Here is a 22,172-nt window from a genome sequence, read left to right on the forward strand (position 1 = left end):
GGACCTGTGAAACTGGCCGATCATTGACCTGCCTGTGAGACGACGGCTCAGCGGGCGGCGGAGCCCTCGGTGTAGTCGTCGTCGGCCTGCGACCAGGCGAACTGGGCGCGCAGGGTCTTGCCGGTGGCCTCGATCGGGTGACCGGCCTCCTTCTCGCGGAGCTCGTTGAACTCCTTGGCGCCGTTGTCCTGGTCGTCGATGAAGCGCTGCGCGAACGCGCCGCTCTGGATGTCGGCCAGGATCGCCTTCATCGACTCCTTGACGTCCGGGGAGACCACGCGCGGGCCGCTGACGTAGTCGCCGTACTCGGCGGTGTCGGAGATCGACCAGCGCTGCTTGGCGATGCCGCCCTCCCACATCAGGTCGACGATCAACTTGAGCTCGTGGAGCACCTCGAAGTAGGCGATCTCGGGCTGGTAGCCGGCCTCGGTGAGGGTCTCGAAGCCCGCCTGCACCAGGTGCGACATGCCGCCACAGAGCACAGCCTGCTCACCGAACAGGTCGGTCTCGGTCTCCTCGGTGAAGGTGGTCTTGATGACGCCGGCGCGGGTGCCGCCGATGGCCTTGGCGTAGGACTTCGCGAGGTCCCAGGCGGTGCCGGAGGCGTCCTGCTCCACGGCGATGATGTCCGGGATGCCGCGACCGGCGACGTACTCACGACGCACGGTGTGGCCGGGGGCCTTCGGGGCGACCATGATCACGTCGACGCCCTCGGGCGCCTTGATGTAGCCGAAGCGGATGTTGAAGCCGTGGCCGAAGACCAAGGTGTCGCCCTCGGCGAGGTGCGGCTCGATCTCCTCGGCGTACAGCTTGCGCTGGTGCTGGTCGGGCGCGAGGATCACGACGACGTCGGCCTCCTCGACGGCCTCCGCGGGCGTGAGGACACGGAGTCCCTCATCCTCGGCCTTGGCGCGGCTCTTCGAACCGGGCTGCAGGCCGATGCGGACGTCGACGCCGGAGTCGCGCAGGTTGAGCGCGTGGGCGTGGCCCTGGCTGCCGTAGCCGATGACCGCGACATTCTTGCCCTGGATCAGGGACAGGTCGGCGTCGTCGTCGTAGTACATCTCAGCCACTGGGGCTCTCCTTCGGGTTGGTGTTGATACGTGGATCGTGGGACTTGTGCGGTGGTGTTGACGCTTGAGCGGTGTCACAGCGCGGGTGGAGCGACCGTAACCCCGCGTTGCACGTGGGTTGGGTGTCAGACGGCGGGCGGTGGAGCGGGTACGGCGACCGGGCGCAGGTTGCGCTCGGAGATCGAGCGGGAGCCCCGACCGATGGCGACCATGCCCGACTGCACGATCTCGCGGACGCCGAACGGCTCGAGCACCCGGAGGAAGTCGGTCAGCTTGTCGACGTTGCCGGTCACCTGGATGGTGAGGGCGTCGGTGGCCACGTCGATCACCTTCGCCTTGAACAGCTGCACGGCGTCGATCACCTGGCCCCGGGTCTCGGCGTCGGCGCGCACCTTGACCAGCAGCAGCTCGCGACTGATCGACGCGCTCGGGTCGAGCTCGACGATCTTGATCACCTCGACCAGCTTGTTGAGCTGCTTGGTGACCTGCTCCAGCGGGCTCTCGTCGACCGAGACCACGATGGTCATCCGGGAGACGTCGGGGCTCTCGGTCGGGCCGACCGCCAGGCTGTCGATGTTGAAGCCGCGGCGGCTGAAGAGGCCGGCGATGCGGGCCAGGACGCCGGGCTTGTTCTCGACCAGGACGGACAGGGTGTGCTTGGTCATCGGTGCTCTCCGTTCGCTCGCGGCTCGACCGCGCTCTGCGGCTGACTCGTCGGTGTGAGGTCGCTGCGCTCTCGTGCTTGACTCACAGGTCATCCTCGTCGAACTGGGGAGCCAGGTCCCGGGCGTACTTGATCTCGTCGTTGCTGGTGCCGGCGGCCACCATCGGCCACACCATCGCGTCGCGGTGGACGCGGAAGTCGACGACCACCGGCTGGTCGTTGATCGACATCGCCTTCTCGATCGTGGCGTCGACCTCGTCGGGCGACTCGCAGGCCAGGCCGACACAGCCGTAGGCGTCCGCGAGCTTCACGAAGTCGGGGATGCGCTTGCTGTGCAGGTCGGTGTTCGAGTAACGCTCGTTGTAGAACAGGGTCTGCCACTGGCGCACCATACCGAGCGACTCGTTGTTGATGATCGCGACCTTGATCGGGATGTCGTTGATCGCGCAGGTGGCCAGCTCCTGGTTGGTCATCTGGAAGCAGCCGTCGCCGTCGATCGACCAGACCGTCGAGTCGGGCATGCCGACCTTGGCGCCCATGGCGGCGGGGACCGAGAAGCCCATGGTGCCCAGCCCACCCGAGTTGATCCAGGTGTTGGGGTTCTCGTAGCCCACGAAGTGCGCGGCCCACATCTGGTGCTGGCCGACCCCGGCACAGTAGATCGCCTCGGGTCCGGCGATATGGCCCAGGCGCTCGAGCACGTACTGCGGGGACAGCGCGCCGTTCGGCGGAGTGTCGTAAGCCAGCGGGTACTGCTTCTTGATGCCGGCCAGGAACGCCACCCACGCCTCGTAGTCGCCGCGGTTGCCCTTCTCGGCCTCCGCGTTGAGGGCGATGATCAGGTCGGCGATCACCTCGCGGGCGTCACCCACGATCGGCACGTCGGCGAAGCGGTTCTTGCCGATCTCGGCCGGGTCGATGTCGGCATGGATCACCTTGGCGCCGGGCGCGAACGAGTCGAGGTTGCCGGTCACCCGGTCGTCGAAACGCGCACCCAGGCTGATGATCAGGTCGCTCTTCTGCAGGCCGGCCACCGCGGCCACCGTGCCGTGCATGCCGGGCATGCCGAGGTGCTGCACGTGACTGTCGGGGAACGCGCCGCGGGCCATCAGCGTGGTGACCACGGGCATGCCGGTCGACTCGGCCAGGACGCGCAGCTCCTTGGCCGCCCGCGAGCGGATCACGCCGCCACCGACGTACAGCACCGGCCGGCGGGCCTCGAGGATCAGCTTGGAGGCCTCACGGATCTGCTTGCTGTGCGGCCGGGTCACCGGGCGGTAGCCGGGCAGGTTCAGCTCGGTCGGCCACCGGAACGTGGTCATCGCCTGCAGCGCGGACTTGGCCACGTCGACCAGCACCGGGCCGGGCCGACCGGTCGAGGCGATGTGGAAGGCCTCGGCCACGGTCTGCGGGATCTGGGCGGGGTCGGTGACCAGGAAGTTGTGCTTGGTGATCGGCATGGTGATGCCGCGGATGTCGGCTTCCTGGAAGGCGTCGGTGCCGATCTGCGCGGCACCGACCTGGCCGGTCACCGCGACCATCGGCAGGGAGTCCATGTGGGCGTCGGCGATCGGCGTGACCAGGTTGGTCGCACCCGGGCCGGAGGTGGCCATGCAGACGCCGACCTTGCCGGTCGCGGCGGCGTAGCCCTGGGCAGCGTGCCCGGCACCCTGCTCGTGGCGTACGAGGATGTGCCGGATCTTGGAGTCGAAGAGCGGGTCGTACGCCGGGAGGATGGCCCCACCCGGAATGCCGAAGATGTTCTCGACGCCCGCGCTCTCCAGCGACTTGATCAGACTCTGGGCACCGGTGACCTGTGCCCCGGTCTCGCCCTGCTCGCTCATCCTTGGTTCCTCATCCTCTTCGTCCAGCTGTTCGACGGCCGTTCCGACGCCGTCGGATCGGGCACCCACACCAACAAAAAACCCCCCGGCCGGAATCGGCAACGAGGGGATGACGCGTGTGCGTTGAGACCTGTGTCGGCCTCAGCTCACGCGTCGCGTGCATACAAGAATGTCCTTGCGCATGCGCTTACGTTCGCTGCCGACGCCCGTCGGCGTCAACCAAGTTCATCACTTATCCCACATCGTGAAACCCACATCCCAGCATATGGCCGGGCAGTGCGAGTGCCGTGACGAGGGTCCTCACCTGCTGCTCCACCCCCAGCATGCCACTCACCCGGCAGCCCGGATCTCCCCCAACGACCGCAGCTGCTTCCCGTCGACATGGTTGCCCGGGTCGAGCCAGGCGACGTACGACGCGGCGAGCCCGGGCCACTCCCGATCGACGATGGCGAACCAGTCGGTGTCTCGCGAGCGGCCCTTGTAGACCAGCGCGTTGCGGAACCGACCCTCGTAGGTGAATCCGAGGCGCTCGGCGGCACGACGGGACGGCTCGTTGAGCGCGTCGCACTTCCACTCGTAGCGACGGTAGCCCAGCGAGAACACGTGCCTGGCCAACAGGAACTGCGCCTCGGTCGCGGCCGTCGTACGTTGCAGGCGGCGGCCCAGCACGATCCAGCCGACCTCGACCGATCCGTTGGCCTGGTCGATCCGCATCAGGCTGAGCATGCCCGCGGCCACCCCGGAACCGTCGCGTACGACGACCGTGACCGAGTCGGTCGCCTCGGCGCGCGCCTCCACGTGCTGGGCGAAGTCGGCCCGGTCCAGCGGCATCTCGCGCGGCAGGTAGGTCCACAGGGAGGTGTCGTCGGGCCCGCAGAGCTCGTCGAACAGCTCATCGGCATGGTCAGCCAGCAACGGCTCGAGCCGACACCAGCGACCCTGGAGCACGGCAACGTCGGGGAACGGAGCGCCCTGCCAGTCGCGCAGGGTCGGGCCGACCGGTTGGCCGAAGGAGTTGCGCTGGGCGGGGGTCACCCCGTCGAGAGTAGTCCTCACCCGAGTTCCTGGGTCACTTCTCCTCGGCCGTTGTGGACGACCACGCGGGCGTGCGCGCCGTTGACCAGGGGCAGGAACGGCGCAACGTGCCCGCAGTCGACATCGAGCACGACCGGGAGATCCAGACCACCGAGCGCGTCGGCGACGGCGTCGTGCTGCGTGAAGCCCGGGGCGTCGGGCGCCATCGGCCGGCCCACGAGGATCGCGGTGGCCTCGTCGAACCAACCCGCCAACCGGAACCCGTGCAGGATCCGCGCCACGTCGAAGGCTCCGAACTCACAGGCCTCGACGTAGACGATCAGCCCCTCGTCGGCATGCTCGCGACCGAACGCCGCCACGTCGGCGTACGGCGTTCCGGACATCGCGCCCAGGGTCTCGACGCACCCGCCGATCAGTCGGCCGCTGACCTCGAGGTTGCCGCCGCCGAGCACCTGCCAACCGCCCTCGGCGTCCAGGTCGTAGGTGTGCACCCCGGGGTTGCCGACGTAGTCCCCGTGCCGGGCGGTGCGATGGCGCCCCGGAGCGGTCTGGGTGACCGGACCGGTGGCCGCGGCGACCTCTGTCCAGTGCAGCAGTCCCTCGGGGGCGTCGTAGGGCGAGTCCATCAGGTTGGCGCCGTGCAGCGTGGCCCACCCCGACCGCAGGGTCAGCGGCACCAGGATCGTGCTCAGGTCGGAGTAGCCGACCAGCCAGGTCGGCTCGGCCGAGGCCAGCGCGTCCCAGTCGATCAGGTCGACCAGGTCGATCGCCAGCTCCCCACCCCACGGGGGTACGACGGCCCGGATCGCCGGGTCGAGCAGCATCGCGGTCAGCTCGTCGGCGCGCTGCTGCTTGGGTGCGGAGACGTGCCGGTCTGCCGACATGCACTCCCCCACACGGACGTCGTACCCGCGGGTGCGCAGGTCGGCCACTGCCACGTCGAGGCGCGGCTGCATGCGGGCCTCGACGCCGGCCGACGGCGAGGTGACCCCGATCAGGTCACCGGGACTGAGCGGGCGCGGGAATCGGATCGACATGCTGGTCACGCTCTCACTGGAAGCTGACGAACTCCACCCGTGGCCGGATCCGCTTCACCTTCGCAGCCGACAGGCGGCGGACGTCTTCGTCGTAGAACAGCTTGAAGCCCATGTGGAACTGCTTCGGGCGAGCCACGTGGCGGTAGGTCGCCATCTTCTGGCCAGGGGTGCCGAACCCGTCGATGTGCTGGACCATCGCCAGGTTCGCGCGTGCCTTCACCCGGCCGATGCCGCGCACCATCTCTCGGCGGAACTGGTGCAGCATGAAGACCTTCTGGGGCAGGCGCTCCCGGCGGACCAGGGCCTCGAGCCACGCGGAGGTGCGGTTGACCTCGCTCGCGTCGACCGACCCGATGCGGCGGCCGGGCACCTCACCTCGACGCATCCGCCACTCGGGGTCGAGGGCGAGACCGACCCACGGGTCCTTCAGGGCCCACTCCCAGCGCTTGGCCACCGTGAGGAAGTCGCTGCGGCCGGTCTGCAGGTCGAGCACGAGCATCACCTTGTGGCGGCGGGCGGCGCGCACGTAGCGGGCCACCTGCTGGCGGGCGATGTCGTGGCTGAAGTCGTGGCCGGGGCCGGGGTGCGGGTCGGCGACGGTGACGATCAGCTCCATCACCGGGATCGCCGGGTTGCCCACGCGGCCGAAGGGTCGTGCGGCCCGGCGTACCCGTCGGACCGCCTGCTCGGGCGGGGTCTCCCCCAGCACGCCGAGCACGGGGGTGCCCGCCGTGCCGTAGTAGGCCACCAGGATGTGGCCGTCGAAGACCTTCGTGCCGCCGTACGGCAGCTCGGGGACGGTGGCCCTGGGCGAGAGGACGGGCGTCTCACCGACCGCTGCCTCGGGCTCGGCCTCCGGCGCCGCGACGGCCGCGATGCCGGCCACCGCGCCCATCGGCTCCGACTGGGGTGCGTCGGGCCACTTGCCGACCACGCCCGCGACCAGGATCAGGCTGACCAGTGCGCACAGGACCCAGCGGATGGCGCGGCCCGGGTCGATCGTCTCCTTCATCGACGCATCACGGCAGCACCAGAGCCGCGATCTCACCCGGGTTGTGGGCGACCTCCCAGCGGAAGCCGTCGGGGTCGCCGAAGTAGCCGGTGTAGCCGCCCCAGGCACGCTCGACTGCCTCGCTGACCGGGTCGGCGCCCGCGGCACGGGCCGTCGCCAGCACCGCGTCGACCTCGTCGCGGGTGGCCACGTTGTGGGCCAGGGTCAGCGGGGCCAGGCCGGGGCCGCGCCGGATCGGGCCGACCTCGGCCTCGAACTCCGCCTCGGCCCACAACGAGAGCAGCAGGTGCTCTCCCGCCTTGATCATCAGCACCTCTCCGGGCACGTCCATCTCCGCGCTCCAACCGAGCCCGTCGAGGTAGAACGCCCGGGTGGCGTCGAGGTCGGCGACAGCGAGGGTGACGAAGCTGATCCGCTGGTCCAATGCACTGCTCCCCGTGGGTGACGATTCCGCTCTCCGAACTGTTTCACGCGACACCGTGCCACGAGGTTGCCACGCGCCGGGAATCGGTCGGGACCGGTCATCCCCGACCCGCCGACCACACGGTGCGCGGATCCGGTTCAGGGCAGGCCGAGGAACCGCTCGGCATTGCCGTGCAGGATGGCCGCACGGTCGTGGTCCGAGAGGGAGTCGGAGCGGTGCACGACCTGACCGACCGGTCGCTCGCCGAGCGGGTAGGGGTAGTCACTGCCCAGGATCACCTGCGACGCGCCCAGGGTGTCGACCAGCAGTCGCAGAGCACTCGGCTCGAAGACCACGGAGTCGACGCTGAACCGGCCGACGTACGCCGAGGGCGGCAGCTGGGACTTCGCGATCAGGTCCCCACGTCGGTGCCAGGCGTTCTCGAGCCGGCCCAGCCAGAACGCGAACGACCCGCCGCCGTGGGCGAAGCAGATGCGCAGCGAGTCCGGGAGCCGGTCGAAGGCTCCGCCCAGGATCATCGCCAGCACGGAGAGGTGGGTCTCGGCCGGCATTCCGGTCAGCCAGCGCGCCATCCAACGGTCGAGGCGGGGCGAGGTCGGCATGTCCCACGGGTGGACGAACACGGGCATCCCGATCGAGGCGGCGTGCTGCAGGAACGTGACGACGCCTTCGTCATCGAGGTCGCGGTCACCCACGTGGTTGCCGATCTCGACGCCGAGGTGACCCGACTCCCGGCAGCGGTCCAGCTCACGACAGGCCGCGTCGGTGTCCTGCAACGGCACCTGGGCGAACGGCAGGAGCCGGCCCTGCGACGGTTGGCAGATCTCCAGGGCCAGGTCGTTGAAGATGCGGGCCACCTTCGCGGCCCGCGCCCCGGGCAGCTCGTAGCCGAAGAACAACGGCGTCGGTGAGACGACCTGCCGGGTGACCCCGTCGTCGTCCATGTCGGCCAGGCGTACGCCGGCGTCCCAGGCGTTCGGGCGGACCGGCCGGAACTCGGTGGCACCGACCATGATCATCGCCTCGCGCTCGGAGTCGACCCGTAGCCACGGCTGGCCCTCGCCCAGGTCGGGCCAGCCCGCGGGCACGTAGTGGGAGTGGACGTCGATCACGACCGCCCCGTCGCCCGGCAACCCGGTCAGCCCTTGCCCGGGTGCAGTGCGCCGCACCGGCCGCAGGTGCGTGCCTCCTCGGAGGAGTAGAACGCCTCGAACACCGGCGGCAGGTCCGAGACGATGTCGCGCACCTGCAGCTCGGCCTCGTGCACCTTGGCGTTGCACTGCTGGCAGAACCACGCGAACTTCTCGAGGGTGCCCTCCTCACGGATGCGCTCGATGACCAACCCGATCGAGCCGGCCTCAGGGCGCTGCGGCGAGTGGTAGGTGTTGCCCGGCAGCTTCCACATCGACCCTTCGGTGATGTCGACGCGGTGCGGACCCTCGTCGGTCATCAGGTCGACGTGCATGTTGCCGCGGTACTGGTAGAACCACTCCTCGTAGGGCTCGAAGTGGAAGTCGGTGCGACTGTTCGGGCCGCCGACCACCATCACGATGAAGTCACCTGTGGCGTCGTACATCTGCTTGTTGTTGACCGGCGGCTTGAGCAGGTGCTCGTTGTCCGCGATCCAGGACTCGAAGTTGAAGACGGGTGGGATGTCGGTCATGAGCTCTCCTCCGTGGTGCGGTCGATGCGGGTGGCGCCGTGACGACTGGCCACGGCCTGGATCTCGATGAGCAGGTGCGGGTGCGGCAGCTGGTGCACCGCCACCGTCGTACGCGTCGGTCCCGTGTGGTCGAAGAACTCCGCCCACACCTCGTTGTAGCCGCCGAAGTCGTTCATGCTGACCAGGTAGGTGGTGACCTGGACCAGGTCGTCGAGCCCGGCCCCGACGGCGGCCAGCAGGTCACGGATGTTCTCGATGACGGCACGGGCCTGCTCGCGGATGTCGAGATCGACCACACCCAGCTCGTCGACCCGGACACCGGCGAAGCTGTTGTCCGGACGCCGGCTGCTGGTGCCGGAGACATAGACGAGGTCGCCGGCGACCTTCACGTGCGGGAAGGCGCCACGGGGTGTGGCCCTGTCGGGCACCACCACGCCGGCCCGGTTCGACCCGGCCCGGTTAGACCCAGCCCGGTTCGACTCAGCCATCGCCACCCCCACTCCGGACGGAGACCCCGCCCAGCCCCTCGACCGTCGCCTCGACGAGGACACCGGGCTCCATCGCCACCGCGGCGGTGGCAGCACCGGCCAGGATGACCGAGCCGGCCGGCAGGGGGAGTCCGTAGCGCGCCGCCATCCGCTGGGCTGCCGCGACCGCGAGCAGGGCATCGCCGAGGATCGCCGACGTGCTGCCGTGCTCACGAGGCTCGCCGTCGAAGGCGAGCGTCACCTCGGCGTCGGAGACTCGCCCACGGTGCTGCGCGAACGGCAGCCACTCGCCGAGCACGTACCGGGCCGCCGACGTGTTGTCGGCGACGACGTCCTCGAGGCTGAACCGGAAGTCGCGGTAGCGGCTGTCGATGATCTCGAGCGCGGGCGCCACCTCGGCGACGGTGGACAGCGGGTCGTCGTTCTCCGGAGACAGCTCGACGCCGAGCCGGAAGGCGACCTCGGGCTCGACCCGGGGGTGAACCATCGTGGCCAGGTCCACGGAGGCACCGTCGGTCACCTCGGTGCCGGCGGTGAGCTGGCCGATGATCACGTCGGAGACGCCCATCTGGCGGGCCTTGGCTTCGCTGGTGAAGCCGAGCTTCACTCCGACGACCGGGTCCCCGCGCCCGACCCGCAGCGCGATGCCGGCCCGTTGGACGGCGTACGCCTCGTCGAGGGTGAGCGGTCGCTCGTCGGAAAGCTGCGCGATCGCGGTCGCATCGCGGACCGCCTCGTCCAGCCGAGCGGCGAGCTCCTCGATGTTCACCGGCTCATCCTGACGCCCCAATTCGACCGCATCCTCTCGCTCACAGGTGCACGCACACATTCGTCGGTTCGGTGTAGAAGTGGAGGGAGTGCAGGCCGCCCTCACGGCCGATGCCCGAGAGCCCGACGCCGCCGAACGGCGAACGCAGATCGCGCAGGTACCACGTGTTGACCCACGACATGCCGACCCGCATGCGTTGCGCGACCCGGTGCCCCCGGGACAGGTCGCTGGTCCAGGTCACCGCGGCGAGGCCGTAGTCGGTGTCGTTGGCCAGGCGGATCGCCTCGTCCTCGGTGTCGAAGGGCACCAGCGCGGCCACTGGTCCGAACACCTCCTCGCGCAGCACCCGGTGGGTGTTGTCGAGCCCGGTCCACAGGGTCGGTTCGATCCAGGCGCCGCCGGCCAGGCCGTCACCCAGGTCGGGCACTCCCCCACCGACCATGACCTCGGCGCCCTCGGTGACGGCGAGATCGAGGTAGCCCTGCACCTTCTCGCGGTGGGCCCGCGAGATCAGCGGCCCGGTGGTGGTGCCGGGTGCGTCGGGGCGGCCCATCCGGAGCCGTCCGGCGGCCTCGACCAGGCCGGCCAGCACGTCGTCGAAGATCGCACGCTCGACGTAGATCCGCTCGGTGCACAGGCAGACCTGGCCGGTGTTGAGGAACGTCGATCGGGCAAGTCCGGGGATCGCCTGCTCGAGGTCGGCGTCGGCGAAGACCACGGCCGCGTTCTTGCCGCCGAGCTCGAACGACACCGGGCGTACGGCGGGTGACACGGCCCGCATGATCGCCGACCCTGTGGACGACTCACCGGTGAAGGTGACCCCGTCGATGCCGGGATGGGTGGTGAGGAACTCCCCGGCCGAGTCGGGACCGAAGCCGTGCACCACGTTGTAGACGCCGTCGGGCACGCCGGCCTCGGCGATCACCTCGGCCAGCAGCGTGGCAGTGGCTGGTGTCTCCTCGGAGGGCTTGACCACGACCGCGTTGCCACAGGCCAGGGCCGGGGCGACCTTCCACGTCAGCAGCAGCAACGGCAGGTTCCACGGCACGATCACCGCAACCACGCCCAGCGGCTTGTGCACCGCGTAGTTGAGCGCCTGGCGCCCGTCGGGCAGCTCGGTCAGGAAGGAGTCCTGGCCGGCCGAGGCGACGGTGTCGGCGAACGAGCGGAAGTTCGTCGCAGCCCGCGCGACGTCGAGCTCCCGCACGAGCGAGACGGGCTTGCCGGTGTCTCTCACCTCGGCAGCGACGAAGTCCTCGAACCGCTCGTCGATGCGATCAGCGACCCGACGCATCAGGGCGACGCGGTCGGCGGTCCGGGTGCGACCCCAGGCACCGTCCACCGCGGCGCGCGCGGCGCGGACCGCCGTGTCGACGGTGTCGGAACCGGCCTCGTCGACGATGCCCACCAGTGAGCCGTCGACCGGGTCGATCTTGTCGAACTGCGCCGCTCCGTCGACGTACGTTCCACCCACGAAGTTGCGGAACCTGGTGCTCATGACCTCACCTTAGGACTTCCGTGTGGGAGTGCCCACCAGCTTGCGCACGGCCAGCATCGCGGCACCGAGTCCGGCGACCGCTCCGGTTGCGGCTCCGGCCAGGCCGAGGTTCTGGCGTCGCATTCGTCCCTCGATCTCGACGTAGGGAGTGGTCGAGAACGAGACCAGCTCGTAGCGGGTGGGGAACCGACCCGGGACCGCGCGCTCCAGCGCGTGCCGGGCCTGCGAGCGCAGCCGGAACACGGGTGAGCTCACTCGGTCGCGCATCTCCACGAAGTTGTCCAGCGCCATGTCGGCGATCGCGTCGCAGTTCGCCTTGCGCGCCCGCTCGTACGCCGCCAGTGCGCCGCGCAGGTCGTCACCGGCCGCAGCCAGCAGACGGTCGAGCGCGAGGCAGTCCTCGAAGGCACAGTTCGCGCCCTGGCCGAAGAACGGCACGATCGCGTGGGCGGCATCGCCCAGCAGGGCCAGCGAGGCGCCTGCGCCGTGGTGCACCCAGGGGCTGCACCGGATGGTGACCAGGCTGCCGACCGGGTTGGCCCGGTAGTCGCCGACGAGGTCGGGAATCAGGCCCGCCACGTCCGGGTAGTGCGTGGCGAAGTGGCTGCGGATGTCGTCGTCGGTGCGTAGCGCGTCGAACTCGTCGGCGGTCCAGAACAGCGTGCAGGTGAAGGACCTGTCGAGGTTGGGCAACGCGATCATCATCGACGAGCCCTGCGGCCAGATGTGCAGGGCGCCGGGGTCGAGGGCGAAGTCGCCGTCGAGGGCCGGGACGGTCAGCTCCTTGTACCCGTGGCTGAGGTAGTCCTGGCTGAAGTCGAAGCCCGGACGGAAGGTGACCGCTCGTCGCGAGGCGGCGTACGAGCCGTCGGCACCGAGGACCAACGTGGCCGGCCTGTCGAGGGCACCCTCAGCGGTCCGGAAGGTGAGCGAGCCGGTGTCGAGGTCGATGCCGTCGAGCTGGTGGCCGAACTCGATGCTCACCCCGGGCACCGCTTCGGCAGTGTCGAGCAGGATCTCGTTGAGCCGGCTGCGACTGACCGAGTGGATCGCCCGGTCCCGGTCGGCGCTGTAGGGCTGCAGCTGCGGCGCCGCGTCGGGGGCGTGCACCATGCGGCCGTGCATCGGCAGGCCCTGGGCCAGCACGTCGTCCTCGAGGCCCACCTCGGCCAGGGCGCTGAGACCCCGCGCGGACAGTGCCAGGTTGATCGAGCGACCCCGTTCGGCACCGGTGGCCCGTGGGTCGTCGCGGCGTTCGTAGAGGGTGACGCGGTGCCCACGCCGACCGAGCAGGGCAGCGGCCAGGCAGCCAGCCAGTCCGGCGCCGATGATCGCGACGTCGTGCTGGGCCGTGGACTCAGGAGGCACGGGCGGTCACCACCTCGGCCATGGCTCGGGCCGCCCGCCAGCAGTCGTGGAACGTGCAGTACATCGGCACCGGCGCGAGCCGGACCACGTCGGGCTGCCGGGCGTCGGCGATCACACCGCGCCGTCGAAGGGCCGCGCACACCTGCGCGGCGTCGTCGGTGAGCAGCCGTACGGAGAGCTGGGAACCGCGACGAGCCGGGTCCCGCGGAGTGATGATCTCGAGAGCCCGGTCACCACAGAGGTCGTCCAGCGCCTCTTCGAGGTACGCCGTGAGTCGCTCGCTGCGCGCCCGCAGGGCGTCCATGCCGACCTCGTCGAACATCTCGAGAGAGGCCAGCACCGGTGCCATCGCCAGGATCGGCGGGTTGGAGAGCTGCCAGGCGTCGGCCGACGCCACCGGGGTGACCTCCGGGCCCATCCGGAAGCGGGTGGCCGGGTCGGTGCTCCACCACCCCTCCAGTCGGGGCAGCGATCGGTCCGCCAGGTGGCGCTCGTGCACGAACGCTCCGGCCACCGCACCCGGACCGCTGTTGAGGTACTTGTAGGTGCACCAGGCAGCCCAGTCGACCTCCCAGTCGTGCAGGCGCAGCGGGACGTTGCCGGCCGCGTGGGCGAGGTCCCAGCCGACCACCGCACCGGCATCACGGCCGGCCTTCGTGATCGCGGGGATGTCGAGGAGCTCCCCGCTGTAGTAGTTGACTCCGCCCAGCAGGACCAGCGCCACCGTCTCGCCGTGTTCGCCGAGGAAGGCGACGACGTCCTCGCTGCGCAGTCCGGCCTCCCCGTCACGCGGGCGAAGCCGGATCACCGCCTCGTCGGCGTCGTACCCGTGGAAGGCGGCCTGGCTGCGGACCGCGTAGCTGTCGGAGGGGAACGCGGAGTCCTCGATGAGGATCGCGTGCCGCTCGGGGGTGGGCCGGTAGAAGCTCAGCATCATCAGGTGCAGGTTGACGGTGAGCGAGTTCATCGCGACCACCTCGGCCGGTCGGGCACCGACGAGTCGCGCGACCGGTTCGCGCAGGAGCTCGTGGTAGGGCAGCCAGGGGCGCTCGGCCTCCAGGTGACCCTCGACCCCGAGCCTGGCCCAGTCGTCCAGCTCCGACTGCAGCCGCTGCGCGGTCACCCGCGGCTGCAGTCCGAGCGAGTTGCCGGCCAGGTAGGCAAGCTCCTCACCGGGACGGCCGGGCAGCGGCGGGATCAGGAACCGATCGCGGTGTGACGGGTCGGCTTCATCGAGTCGCCGGGCACCTGTTTCGTCGACACTCACCCTGCGGGCCCTCCCCTGATTGCGTGACCGCGGTCACATGCATCCGTTCATCGGACACTCTGGCGGGCGGGGGTCGTCCGCGTCCAGTCGGGGATGGCCCGCGGCCAGGCGATCCCCAGCGCGACGGTCACCGGATCAGCTCCAGCTCGTCGACGTGGACGACGGCCGCCCCGGTCAACCACGCGACCGTGTCGTGGGTGGGAAGTCCGGCGATGAAGGCGAGCAGCCCACCGGTCGGCAGATCGGCGAAGGACGCGGTGAGGGCATGGATGAGGGCCCGTGGCCGCAGGCCGGCCTCGTGCAGCAGGGCCAGCTCGCGCGAGTTCAACCCCACCGGGAGGTCGCCGTTGCCGAGGTCGGTGCCGTAGAGCACCTCGCCACCGGCGTCGTGGAAGCGGCGCAGGTTGTCGACCGCCGTGTCCTGCTCGGGGGTGGCGGTGCCGTAGCCGTGGATGTCGAGCGTGCTGATCCAGCGCTGGCTCGCGGCGGCCCTGACCACGAGGTCGTCGGGGACCGGCTCGGTCCACGGGGTGTGGGCCAGCACCTGCACACCGGCCTCGAGCGCGACCTCGAGCAGCCCGGGCCCCTGCACGTGGGCGACCACCGGCACCGGCGACGCCGCGACGATCGCGGTCAGCGTGACCGCGTCCAGGACCGGGCCGGCCTCCGAGTTCAGCACCACCTTGATCAGGGACGCACCGTTCGCGAGCTGCCGCTCCACCGCGTCGACGGCCTCCTCCGGGCCGGCCACGGCGTGCGTGCTGCCGGCTGGTGCCCAGGCACGATCAGAGGGATAGCCACCCGGGGCGGTCAGGAAGCTGCCGGCGTACGACGCGGGGACGGGCGCCGCGTCGGCGAGGTCGACGACGTCCGAGGACCAGCCCAGGTCGACGGCACCGGCGATGCCGCCGGCGCGCAGATCGACGGCGCCGATCAGGCCGAGGTGAACGTGCGCATCGCGGAACGGCGCGAACGCCGTCCCGACCTCGCCCGTGGAGCGCCGGCGGGCCGGCCTGCCCAGTTCGTCGGCCCGGTCATCGGTCATGCCACCCATTGCACCATCCCTCCCCGACAGTTCGCGACGAATCTGTCCTGGCCCGGGAGCCCGGAGGGACGAGTCCGTCGCCAACCACGCCGGGGCGGCGTGGACCAGGGGTCAGCTGGTGATGGCGCCGTGGGCCGCGGACTGCACGGTCTTGGCGTACTTGCCGAGGACACCGCGGGTGTACTTCGGCGGGTTCGGCGCCCAGCCCTGCTGGCGCTTCTCGAGCTCGTCGTCGTCGATCTCGACCTCGAGCAGGCGGTTGGCCACGTCGAGGGTGATCCGGTCGCCGTCGCGAACGAAGGCAATCGGTCCGGCGTCGACGGCCTCGGGGGCGATGTGGCCCACGCACAGGCCGGTGGTGCCGCCGGAGAAGCGGCCGTCGGTGATCAGCAGGACGTCCTTGCCGAGACCGGCGCCCTTGATCGCACCGGTGATGGCCAGCATCTCGCGCATGCCGGGGCCACCCTTGGGGCCCTCGTAGCGGATCACGACCACGTCGTTGGCCACGATCTTGCCTGCGGTCAGGGCGTCGAGGGCGGCCCGCTCGCCGTCGAAGACGCGGGCGGTGCCGGTGAAGACGTCGTTGTCGAACCCGGCGCTCTTCACGACCGCGCCCTCGGGGGCCAGGGAGCCCTTGAGGATGGTGAGGCCGCCGGACTTGTGGATCGCGTTGTCCATCGTGTGGATCACGTCGCCGTCGAGGTCCGGCGGAGCGATCTCGGCGAGGTTCTCGGCCATCGTCTTGCCGGTCACCGTCATCACGTCACCGTGCATGAGTCCGGCCTCCAGCAGGGCCTTCATCACCATCGGGATGCCGCCGACGCGGTCGACGTCGGTCATCACGTACTTGCCGAACGGCTTCAGGTCGGCCAGGTGCGGCACCTTGTCACCGATACGGTTGAAGTCGTCGATGGTCAGCGGCACCTCGGCCTCGCGGGCGATCGCCAGCAGGTGCAGGACGGCGTTGGTCGACCCGCCCAGCGCCATGACCACGGCGATCGCGTTCTCGAACGCCTCCATGGTCATGATCTGGCGTGCGGTCAGGCCCTTGCGCAGCATCCCGACGACGGCCTCGCCGGACGCGATCGCGAACTTGTCGCGGCGACGGTCGGGCGCCGGCGGCGCGGCGGAGCCGGGCAGCGACATGCCCAGGGCCTCGCCGACCGAGGCCATCGTGTTCGCGGTGTACATGCCGCCACAGGCACCCTCGCCGGGACAGATCGCCTTCTCGACGCGGGTGACCTCCTCGCGGCTGATCTTGCCGGCCAGGCAGGCCCCGACGGCCTCGAAGGCGTCGATGATGGTGACGTCCTCACCGTCGAGCCGACCCGGCAGCGTCGAGCCGGCGTACAGGAAGACTGAGGCGAGGTCGAGCCGCGCGGCGGCCATCAGCATGCCCGGCAGCGACTTGTCGCAACCGGCCAGCAGCACGGAGCCGTCGAGCCGCTCGGCCATCATCACCGTCTCGACGGAGTCGGCGATGACCTCACGCGAGACCAGCGAGAAGTGCATGCCCTCGTGGCCCATGGAGATGCCGTCGGAGACCGAGATGGTGCCGAACTCGAGGGGGAACCCACCGGCGTTCTTCACGCCCTCCTTGGCCGCCTTGGCCAAGCGGTCGAGGGACAGGTTGCAGGGGGTGATCTCGTTCCAGCTCGACGCGACACCGATCTGCGGCTTGACCCAGTCGTCGTCGCCCATGCCGACCGCACGGAGCATGCCGCGCGCCGCGGCCTTCTCCAGTCCGTCGGTGACGTCGCGGGAACGGGGCTTCAGGTCAGGTGCGTCGGTCATGCTCCGAGCCTAATCCGCACGGTCGTACGACGAACGCGGTGTCTCACCTGAAGTCGTCGGCGCGGGGCGGGTCAGGCAGGTTGCTCGGCACGCGCCTTGAGGCTGGCCAGCCCCTTCTCGAAGTCCTTGCCGATCAGCTTGTCCATCGGCAGGAAGCGACCCACGATGCCCATCAGCCCGCGCTGCTCGCCGCTCATCGACCAGGTGACCTCGGTGCCCGCGGCGACCGGGGCCAGGGTGAAGGTGACCGCGTTGGTGGCCTTGAACGGCTTGAGGAAGCGCACGGTGACGTCGATGCGGTCGGGCACGGAGTCGGTGATCTCCATGCTCCCGCTGCCGGCCTTCTTGTTGCCCGACCAGGTGTAGCGGGCACCCGTGCCGACGTCTGCCCCGGAGTACTCGCGCTGGAGCTCAGGGTCGATCCCCTCCCACGGCGACCACTGCTGCCACTGGTGCAGATCGTCGATCAGGCCGTGGATGCGTGGCGGGTCGGCCACCACCACCGTCGAGCGCGCAACATTGAACTGGGACATACCCCTGGAACCCCTCCACATGAGTGCTTCGCACCGGATCGTCTCAGAAACTGGACGGGAGCACGACCCCTTCGCCCGACTCTGTGGAGGAATGCCGGATCGACGGCCTCAGACGACGGCAGCCCGGACCACCATCACGTCGGGCAGGTTCTGCACGATCTCGCGCCACGTCTCACCGGCGTCGGCCGAGGCGAAGACGCCCCCGTTGCGACCCCCGAAGTAGAGACCGGCCGGGTCGTGCCGGTCGGCACACATGGCGTCGCGCATGACCGCGACGTAGAAGCCGTCGGGCAGGCCGGTGCCCAGTTCCTGCCACGAGTCGCCGGCGTCGGTCGAACGCCACACGCGTGCCTTCGCGTCCACCGGGTAGCGGGCGTCACCACCCTGGATCGGGAAGACGAAGATCGTGTCCGGGTCGTGGGGGTGCACCACCATCGGGAACCCGAAGTCGGCCGGCAGCCCATCGGCGATGGACACCCATCGGCCGCCATGGTCGTCGGAGCGGTAGACGCCGCCATGGTTCTGCAGGAACAGTCGATCAGGGGCGGCCGGGTGACGCGCCACCTTGTGCACGCACTGGCCGAACGCGGGGTACTGCTCGCCCTCCGGGAGGAACTCCGCCCGGATGCCGTCATTGCGCGGCTGCCACGTCCGGCCGCCGTCGGCGCTCTGGTAGACCCCGCCGGTGGAGATGGCCACGGTCAACGACTGCGGGTCGTCGGGGTGCGGCAGGATCGTGTGGAAGGCCTGGCCACCGAACCCTTCGCCCCACTGGGGCCGGTGCGGGTGCTCCCACAACCCCCGGAGCAGCTCGAAGGTCTCGCCGCCGTCCTCGGAACGGAAGACCGCGCCCGGCTCGGTGCCGGCGTACACCACACCGGGCTCGGCGCCCGGGACCAGCTGCCACACGCGCTCGACGCTGGCGTCGACGTCCTCGGGCATCCGGCAGGCGCCGCCGGGGGTCTCCTGCCAGGTGGCACCGAGGTCGTCGGAGCGCCACACCTGGGGTCCGGTCCAGCTGGAGGACGCGCCGACCAGGATGCGTGGCTGCGAACCACGGGTGTCGACCATGCCGGAGTAGACCTCCTCCATGTCGAAGTGGGGGCCGGTCCAGTCCCAGTCGACCCGCGCCGCATCGGAGGTACCGATCCAGAGGCCCTTGCGGGTGCCGACGAGAAGCACTGTCGATGACATGATCCGACCCTACGACTGCACGGCGTACGACGGGAGGGGCATGCGCAAGGCAATCTGGCTCGTTCTCGGCGGCATCCTCTCCGTACAGTTCGGTGCGGCCGTGGCCAAAGACCTCTTCGACCGGATCGATCCCACCGCGATGGTGTTCCTCCGGCTGGCCACCAGCACGGTGGTCTTCTGGGCCCTGGCCCGGCCGATGCTGCGTGGCCGCTCCCGCGAGGACTGGCTGGTCGTGGTCGGTTTCGGGTTGAGCCTCGGGTTGATGAACTGGTCGATCTACCAGGCGTTCGCCCGGATCCCGCTCGGCCTGGCGGTCACCATCGAGTTCGTCGGCCCGCTGGCCATCGCGGTCATCGGCTCACGCCGGGCGCGTGACCTGGTGTGGGTCGCGCTGGCCTGCGGCGGGGTCCTGCTGCTCGGCTTCCAACCCGAGGGCGTCACCCTCGTCGGCGTCCTCTATGCGCTGTTGGCCGGCGCGGGCTGGGCGTCGTACATCCTGTTCAGCGCGAGCACCGGGCGGCGGTGGCCCGGCATCGACGGGCTGGCCGTGGCCAGCGCGGTGGCGACCGCACTGCTGGTGCCCGCTGTTCTGGCCGGTGGGGTCGGCGACCTGCTGCACCTCGACATCCTGCTGCTCGGCGCGGCGGTCGGTCTGCTCAGCTCGGTGATCCCCTACAGCTTCGAGCTGGCCGCCCTGCGGTCGCTGCGACCGGCGGTCTTCGGCATCCTGATGAGTCTCGAGCCGGCGGCTGCGGCACTGGCCGGCATGCTCGTGCTGCACGAGTTCCTCACGCCGCTGCAGTGGGTGGCGATGGCCTGTGTGGTCGCCGCGAGCGTCGGGGCAACGCGCAGCGGCAGCGCTGCGCTGCACGAACCGGTGCCCGACTGACCCACTCGGCCCGGTCGTTCACCCAGATGTCACACAGCGTTGACACACGGGTCGCCGCGTCGGGCCTAGCGTGGAGCCCGTCCTCGTCCCCGTCGAACCGCCCGGAGCGGATCATGAACCCACTGCACACCGTCTGGAACCTGGTCGACGACTGGGCCGTCCGGTCCCAGTCGAAGGCCCGTCGCAACGCCATGCTCGCCTGCACTCTCCTGGCCAAGAACCGCGCCGAGCTCCTGGAGGTCGAGGAGTTCTTCGCCGCCCGTCACCCGTCACGTGCCTCTCAGGGCCACGCCATGCCGTCAGTCACAATCTCCGCACGATAGGGCCGCGGTGGGCAAGAATCTGCCCATGGCCGCACTTGCCCACCCCGAAAGCACGACCGACAACGCCACGCCGTCGGTCTTCTTCTTCGACGTCGAGTCCACCGACGGCACCATGCTGCGCGCGTGGACCAACGACCCCGACTGCCTCATCGACGGGCCCACCGTCGTGCTCTGCAACGGGCTCGGCACCAACCCGTGGACCACGCCGTCACTGCTTCGGCCCAACTCCGGCGTACGCGTCGTGTCGTGGAACCACCGCGGCACCGGCGGGTCGGCGCGACCGGCCGACAGACGTCACGTGCGCGTCGAGGACTTCGCCGAGGACGCCCTGGCGGTGATGGACCACGCCGGCATCGAGAAGGCCGTGCTGCTCGGCTGGTCGATGGGCGTGAACACCATGTTCGAGCTCGCCGTGCGTCACCCCGAGCGGGTGGCCGGCCTCTTCGCGTACGCCGGGGTGCCCGGCGCGACGTTCTCGACGATGCTGGCCCCACTCCGTCTGCCCAAGCCGGTTGCGCAGGCGATCACGGTCAACCTGTCGCGCGTGGTCGCCCTGGCCGGCAAGGCGATCACCCCGATCTCGTCACGTCTGCCGGTCGGGCCGCGTGCGATCGACCTGATCTCCCACAGCGGCTTCATGTTCCCGGTGGCCGACAAGGAGCTGGCGATCAGGGCGGTCCGTGACTACCTGCAGACACCGGTCGACTGGTACTTCCACCTCGCCATCACCACGTCGGCCCACGGCAGGGTCTCGCTGAGCAAGATCACCGTGCCGACCGCGTTCGTCGGCGCGAAGTGGGACCTGCTCGCCGGGCCGCGCGACATGGCCAGCGCCGCGGAGCGGATCCCGGGTGCCACCTACGTCGAGCTCAACGGCAGTCACTTCATCGCCATGGAGCAGCCGGAGCGCTTCCACGAGCTGCTGCTGGAGTTCCTCGCCAGGGTGGGTGCGTAGACCCGCGAAGCGGGTTCTCCCCAGGCACTACAGTCTCCTGACATGAAGCTGGTCGCGTCGCTGCTCCTGGTGTGCCTGACCTCCACGGCCTGCACCACCGAGAAGGACGGCACCCCGGAGCCGTCGCCGCAGGTCCAGCCCGCACCCGACGGGGGCAACCCGACCGATCCGGCGATCACGGCCCGGCCGACCCCGACGTCCACGGGCACCCCCACCGTGAAGGTCGTGCGCACGATCGCCACCGGACTCGAGGCACCGTGGGGGCTGGCGTTCCTGCCCAACGGCACCGCGATCGTCACCGAACGCGACACGAAGCGCGTGCTCGCTCTCAGCGCCGGGTCCGCACCTCGCGAGATCGCCACGATCGACGAGGCCGACCCCCGTGAGGAGTCCGGGCTGCTCGGCGTGGCGGTCTCCCCCGACTTCGCCACCGACGCGACGCTGTTCTTCTACCTGACCACGACGCAGGACAACCGGGTGGTGCGGGCGTCGTACGACGGCAGCACGCTGGGGCCGATCGAGCCGATCCTGACCGGCATCCCGAAAGGCTTCACCCACGACGGTGGCCGGCTGGCGTTCGGCCCCGACGGTCATCTCTACGTCTCCACAGGCGAGACCGGCGACCAGGACATGGCCCAGGACCCGGCCGCCCTGGGCGGCAAGATCCTGCGGATCACCACCGACGGGAAACCTGCCCCGGACAACCCGGATCCCGACTCACCGATCTGGTCGACCGGCCACCGCAACGTGCAGGGTCTGGCCTTCGACTCCCGCGGTCAGCTGTGGGCCAGCGAGTTCGGCTCGCAGACCTTCGACGAGCTGAACCGCATCGAGCAGGGTCACAACTACGGGTGGCCCCTCTTCGAGGGTGCCGGTGGCGCCCCGCAGTACGCCGACCCGCAGGTGGTGTGGCGCACCGCGGACGCCTCGCCCTCGGGCCTGGCCTTCGCGGCGGGCCACCTGTGGATGGCCTCGCTGCGCGGTGAGCGGCTCTGGAGGGTCGCGGTCAAGGACGGTGTCGCGAGCGACCCCACCGACTTCTTCGTCGGGAAGTACGGCCGGCTGCGGACCGTCGTACTCGCCCCTGACGGGAAGCTGTGGGTGACCACCTCGAACCGCGACGGCCGGGGTGACCCCGGGCCCGCCGACGACCGCATCCTCGAGGTCACCCTCTCCTGACCCACGAGTTGTGCGTTCTCGTGCGTCGAGTTGTTGACTTTCGACGGCTCGTCGACCGCGAATCAACAACTCAACGCGCAAGAATCAACAACTCGCGACACGAAAAGCAACGACTCGT

Annotated in this window: 22 protein-coding genes; 4 read left to right on the forward strand and 18 right to left on the reverse strand. The window is 70.0% G+C overall.

Annotated elements, in window-relative coordinates; translation table 11 throughout:
* Window positions 1-47: 47 nt before the first annotated feature.
* From ilvC to NJ4_RS18830, 18 genes are all read right to left on the reverse strand, one after another.
* A complete protein-coding gene (gene ilvC, locus NJ4_RS18745) occupies window positions 48-1,073 on the reverse strand; it encodes a ketol-acid reductoisomerase (RefSeq protein ID WP_067438690.1) in 1,026 nt (341 codons plus the stop codon).
* Between the two features lie 125 nt (window positions 1,074-1,198).
* On the reverse strand, window positions 1,199-1,738 hold the full coding sequence (gene ilvN, locus NJ4_RS18750; protein ID WP_067438693.1) for an acetolactate synthase small subunit: 540 nt from the start codon (window positions 1,736-1,738) through the stop codon (window positions 1,199-1,201).
* Window positions 1,739-1,820: 82 nt separating this feature from the next.
* Entirely contained in the window at window positions 1,821-3,581 is a 1,761-nt protein-coding gene (locus NJ4_RS18755; RefSeq protein WP_067438696.1) for an acetolactate synthase large subunit, read from the reverse strand.
* A gap of 330 nt (window positions 3,582-3,911) precedes the next feature.
* A complete protein-coding gene (locus tag NJ4_RS18760; protein WP_067438699.1) occupies window positions 3,912-4,616 on the reverse strand; it encodes a GNAT family N-acetyltransferase in 705 nt (234 codons plus the stop codon).
* A gap of 17 nt (window positions 4,617-4,633) precedes the next feature.
* On the reverse strand, window positions 4,634-5,653 hold the full coding sequence (locus NJ4_RS18765) for a S66 family peptidase (protein ID WP_067438703.1): 1,020 nt from the start codon (window positions 5,651-5,653) through the stop codon (window positions 4,634-4,636).
* Between the two features lie 13 nt (window positions 5,654-5,666).
* Entirely contained in the window at window positions 5,667-6,665 is a 999-nt protein-coding gene (locus NJ4_RS18770; RefSeq protein WP_067438706.1) for a hypothetical protein, read from the reverse strand.
* Between the two features lie 7 nt (window positions 6,666-6,672).
* On the reverse strand, window positions 6,673-7,089 hold the full coding sequence (locus NJ4_RS18775; RefSeq protein ID WP_067438709.1) for a VOC family protein: 417 nt from the start codon (window positions 7,087-7,089) through the stop codon (window positions 6,673-6,675).
* A gap of 137 nt (window positions 7,090-7,226) precedes the next feature.
* Complete coding sequence (locus NJ4_RS18780) at window positions 7,227-8,258, reverse strand: amidohydrolase family protein (RefSeq protein WP_067438712.1); 1,032 nt, start codon at window positions 8,256-8,258, stop codon at window positions 7,227-7,229.
* On the reverse strand, window positions 8,228-8,752 hold the full coding sequence (locus tag NJ4_RS18785) for a 3-hydroxyanthranilate 3,4-dioxygenase (protein WP_067438715.1): 525 nt from the start codon (window positions 8,750-8,752) through the stop codon (window positions 8,228-8,230). Before NJ4_RS18785 ends, NJ4_RS18780 begins: the two co-directional genes overlap by 31 nt.
* Entirely contained in the window at window positions 8,749-9,240 is a 492-nt protein-coding gene (locus NJ4_RS18790; protein ID WP_067438802.1) for a RidA family protein, read from the reverse strand. Before NJ4_RS18790 ends, NJ4_RS18785 begins: the two co-directional genes overlap by 4 nt.
* Window positions 9,233-10,009 carry a 2-keto-4-pentenoate hydratase gene (locus NJ4_RS18795; RefSeq protein WP_082748870.1) on the reverse strand — a complete coding sequence of 259 codons (777 nt, stop codon included), beginning with the start codon at window positions 10,007-10,009 and terminating at the stop codon, window positions 9,233-9,235. Before NJ4_RS18795 ends, NJ4_RS18790 begins: the two co-directional genes overlap by 8 nt.
* Window positions 10,010-10,049: 40 nt before the next feature.
* Window positions 10,050-11,507, reverse strand: a complete 1,458-nt coding sequence (locus NJ4_RS18800; protein ID WP_067438721.1) for a 2-hydroxymuconic semialdehyde dehydrogenase — start codon at window positions 11,505-11,507, stop codon at window positions 10,050-10,052.
* A 9-nt stretch (window positions 11,508-11,516) separates the two neighbouring features.
* Window positions 11,517-12,875 carry an FAD-dependent oxidoreductase gene (locus NJ4_RS18805; RefSeq protein ID WP_067438724.1) on the reverse strand — a complete coding sequence of 453 codons (1,359 nt, stop codon included), beginning with the start codon at window positions 12,873-12,875 and terminating at the stop codon, window positions 11,517-11,519.
* Window positions 12,865-14,142 (reverse strand): kynureninase, encoded by a 1,278-nt coding sequence (kynU, locus tag NJ4_RS18810; protein ID WP_067438727.1) that lies wholly within the window; start codon window positions 14,140-14,142, stop codon window positions 12,865-12,867. The genes NJ4_RS18805 and kynU overlap by 11 nt, the downstream gene beginning before the upstream one ends.
* A 127-nt stretch (window positions 14,143-14,269) precedes the next feature.
* The gene (locus tag NJ4_RS18815; protein ID WP_082748875.1) at window positions 14,270-15,187 is read right to left on the reverse strand and encodes an amidohydrolase family protein; all 918 of its coding nucleotides are present in this window, start codon (window positions 15,185-15,187) and stop codon (window positions 14,270-14,272) included.
* 111 nt (window positions 15,188-15,298) lie between these two features.
* Window positions 15,299-16,981: a dihydroxy-acid dehydratase gene (ilvD, locus tag NJ4_RS18820; RefSeq protein WP_067438735.1), complete on the reverse strand. Its 1,683-nt coding sequence runs from the start codon at window positions 16,979-16,981 to the stop codon at window positions 15,299-15,301.
* Window positions 16,982-17,052: 71 nt separating this feature from the next.
* Window positions 17,053-17,514: an SRPBCC family protein gene (locus NJ4_RS18825; RefSeq protein WP_067438738.1), complete on the reverse strand. Its 462-nt coding sequence runs from the start codon at window positions 17,512-17,514 to the stop codon at window positions 17,053-17,055.
* A gap of 108 nt (window positions 17,515-17,622) precedes the next feature.
* On the reverse strand, window positions 17,623-18,708 hold the full coding sequence (locus NJ4_RS18830) for a WD40/YVTN/BNR-like repeat-containing protein (protein ID WP_067438741.1): 1,086 nt from the start codon (window positions 18,706-18,708) through the stop codon (window positions 17,623-17,625).
* On the opposite strand from NJ4_RS18830, the gene NJ4_RS18835 reads away from it, so the two are divergent.
* From NJ4_RS18835 to NJ4_RS18850, 4 genes are all read left to right on the forward strand, one after another.
* Window positions 18,707-19,597, forward strand: a complete 891-nt coding sequence (locus tag NJ4_RS18835) for an EamA family transporter (protein ID WP_082748871.1) — start codon at window positions 18,707-18,709, stop codon at window positions 19,595-19,597. The genes NJ4_RS18830 and NJ4_RS18835 overlap by 2 nt on opposite strands.
* A 113-nt stretch (window positions 19,598-19,710) precedes the next feature.
* Window positions 19,711-19,920, forward strand: a complete 210-nt coding sequence (locus tag NJ4_RS18840; protein WP_067438744.1) for a hypothetical protein — start codon at window positions 19,711-19,713, stop codon at window positions 19,918-19,920.
* Between the two features lie 25 nt (window positions 19,921-19,945).
* On the forward strand, window positions 19,946-20,875 hold the full coding sequence (locus tag NJ4_RS18845; RefSeq protein WP_067438747.1) for an alpha/beta fold hydrolase: 930 nt from the start codon (window positions 19,946-19,948) through the stop codon (window positions 20,873-20,875).
* A 42-nt stretch (window positions 20,876-20,917) separates the two neighbouring features.
* A complete protein-coding gene (locus NJ4_RS18850; RefSeq protein ID WP_067438750.1) occupies window positions 20,918-22,054 on the forward strand; it encodes a PQQ-dependent sugar dehydrogenase in 1,137 nt (378 codons plus the stop codon).
* Window positions 22,055-22,172: the final 118 nt, after the last annotated feature.

Source organism: Nocardioides jensenii JCM 1364 = NBRC 14755, from assembly GCF_001552535.1.
Lineage (GTDB): Bacteria > Actinomycetota > Actinomycetes > Propionibacteriales > Nocardioidaceae > Nocardioides > Nocardioides jensenii.

Excerpts from the sequence above, each read along its gene's own strand:
- ilvN (WP_067438693.1), bottom strand. The coding sequence starts at position 1,738 with ATGACCAAGCACACCCTGTCCGTCCTGGTCGAGAACAAGCCCGGCGTC.
- NJ4_RS18755 (WP_067438696.1), bottom strand. The coding sequence starts at position 3,581 with ATGAGCGAGCAGGGCGAGACCGGGGCACAGGTCACCGGTGCCCAGAGT.
- NJ4_RS18765 (WP_067438703.1), bottom strand. The coding sequence starts at position 5,653 with ATGTCGATCCGATTCCCGCGCCCGCTCAGTCCCGGTGACCTGATCGGG.
- NJ4_RS18770 (WP_067438706.1), bottom strand. The coding sequence starts at position 6,665 with ATGAAGGAGACGATCGACCCGGGCCGCGCCATCCGCTGGGTCCTGTGC.
- NJ4_RS18785 (WP_067438715.1), bottom strand. The coding sequence starts at position 8,752 with ATGACCGACATCCCACCCGTCTTCAACTTCGAGTCCTGGATCGCGGAC.
- NJ4_RS18790 (WP_067438802.1), bottom strand. The coding sequence starts at position 9,240 with ATGGCTGAGTCGAACCGGGCTGGGTCTAACCGGGCCGGGTCGAACCGG.
- NJ4_RS18800 (WP_067438721.1), bottom strand. The coding sequence starts at position 11,507 with ATGAGCACCAGGTTCCGCAACTTCGTGGGTGGAACGTACGTCGACGGA.
- NJ4_RS18815 (WP_082748875.1), bottom strand. The coding sequence starts at position 15,187 with ATGACCGATGACCGGGCCGACGAACTGGGCAGGCCGGCCCGCCGGCGC.
- ilvD (WP_067438735.1), bottom strand. The coding sequence starts at position 16,981 with ATGACCGACGCACCTGACCTGAAGCCCCGTTCCCGCGACGTCACCGAC.
- NJ4_RS18825 (WP_067438738.1), bottom strand. The coding sequence starts at position 17,514 with ATGTCCCAGTTCAATGTTGCGCGCTCGACGGTGGTGGTGGCCGACCCG.
- NJ4_RS18835 (WP_082748871.1), top strand. The coding sequence starts at position 18,707 with ATGATCCGACCCTACGACTGCACGGCGTACGACGGGAGGGGCATGCGC.
- NJ4_RS18830 (WP_067438741.1), bottom strand. The coding sequence starts at position 18,708 with ATGTCATCGACAGTGCTTCTCGTCGGCACCCGCAAGGGCCTCTGGATC.
- NJ4_RS18840 (WP_067438744.1), top strand. The coding sequence starts at position 19,711 with ATGAACCCACTGCACACCGTCTGGAACCTGGTCGACGACTGGGCCGTC.
- NJ4_RS18845 (WP_067438747.1), top strand. The coding sequence starts at position 19,946 with ATGGCCGCACTTGCCCACCCCGAAAGCACGACCGACAACGCCACGCCG.
- NJ4_RS18850 (WP_067438750.1), top strand. The coding sequence starts at position 20,918 with ATGAAGCTGGTCGCGTCGCTGCTCCTGGTGTGCCTGACCTCCACGGCC.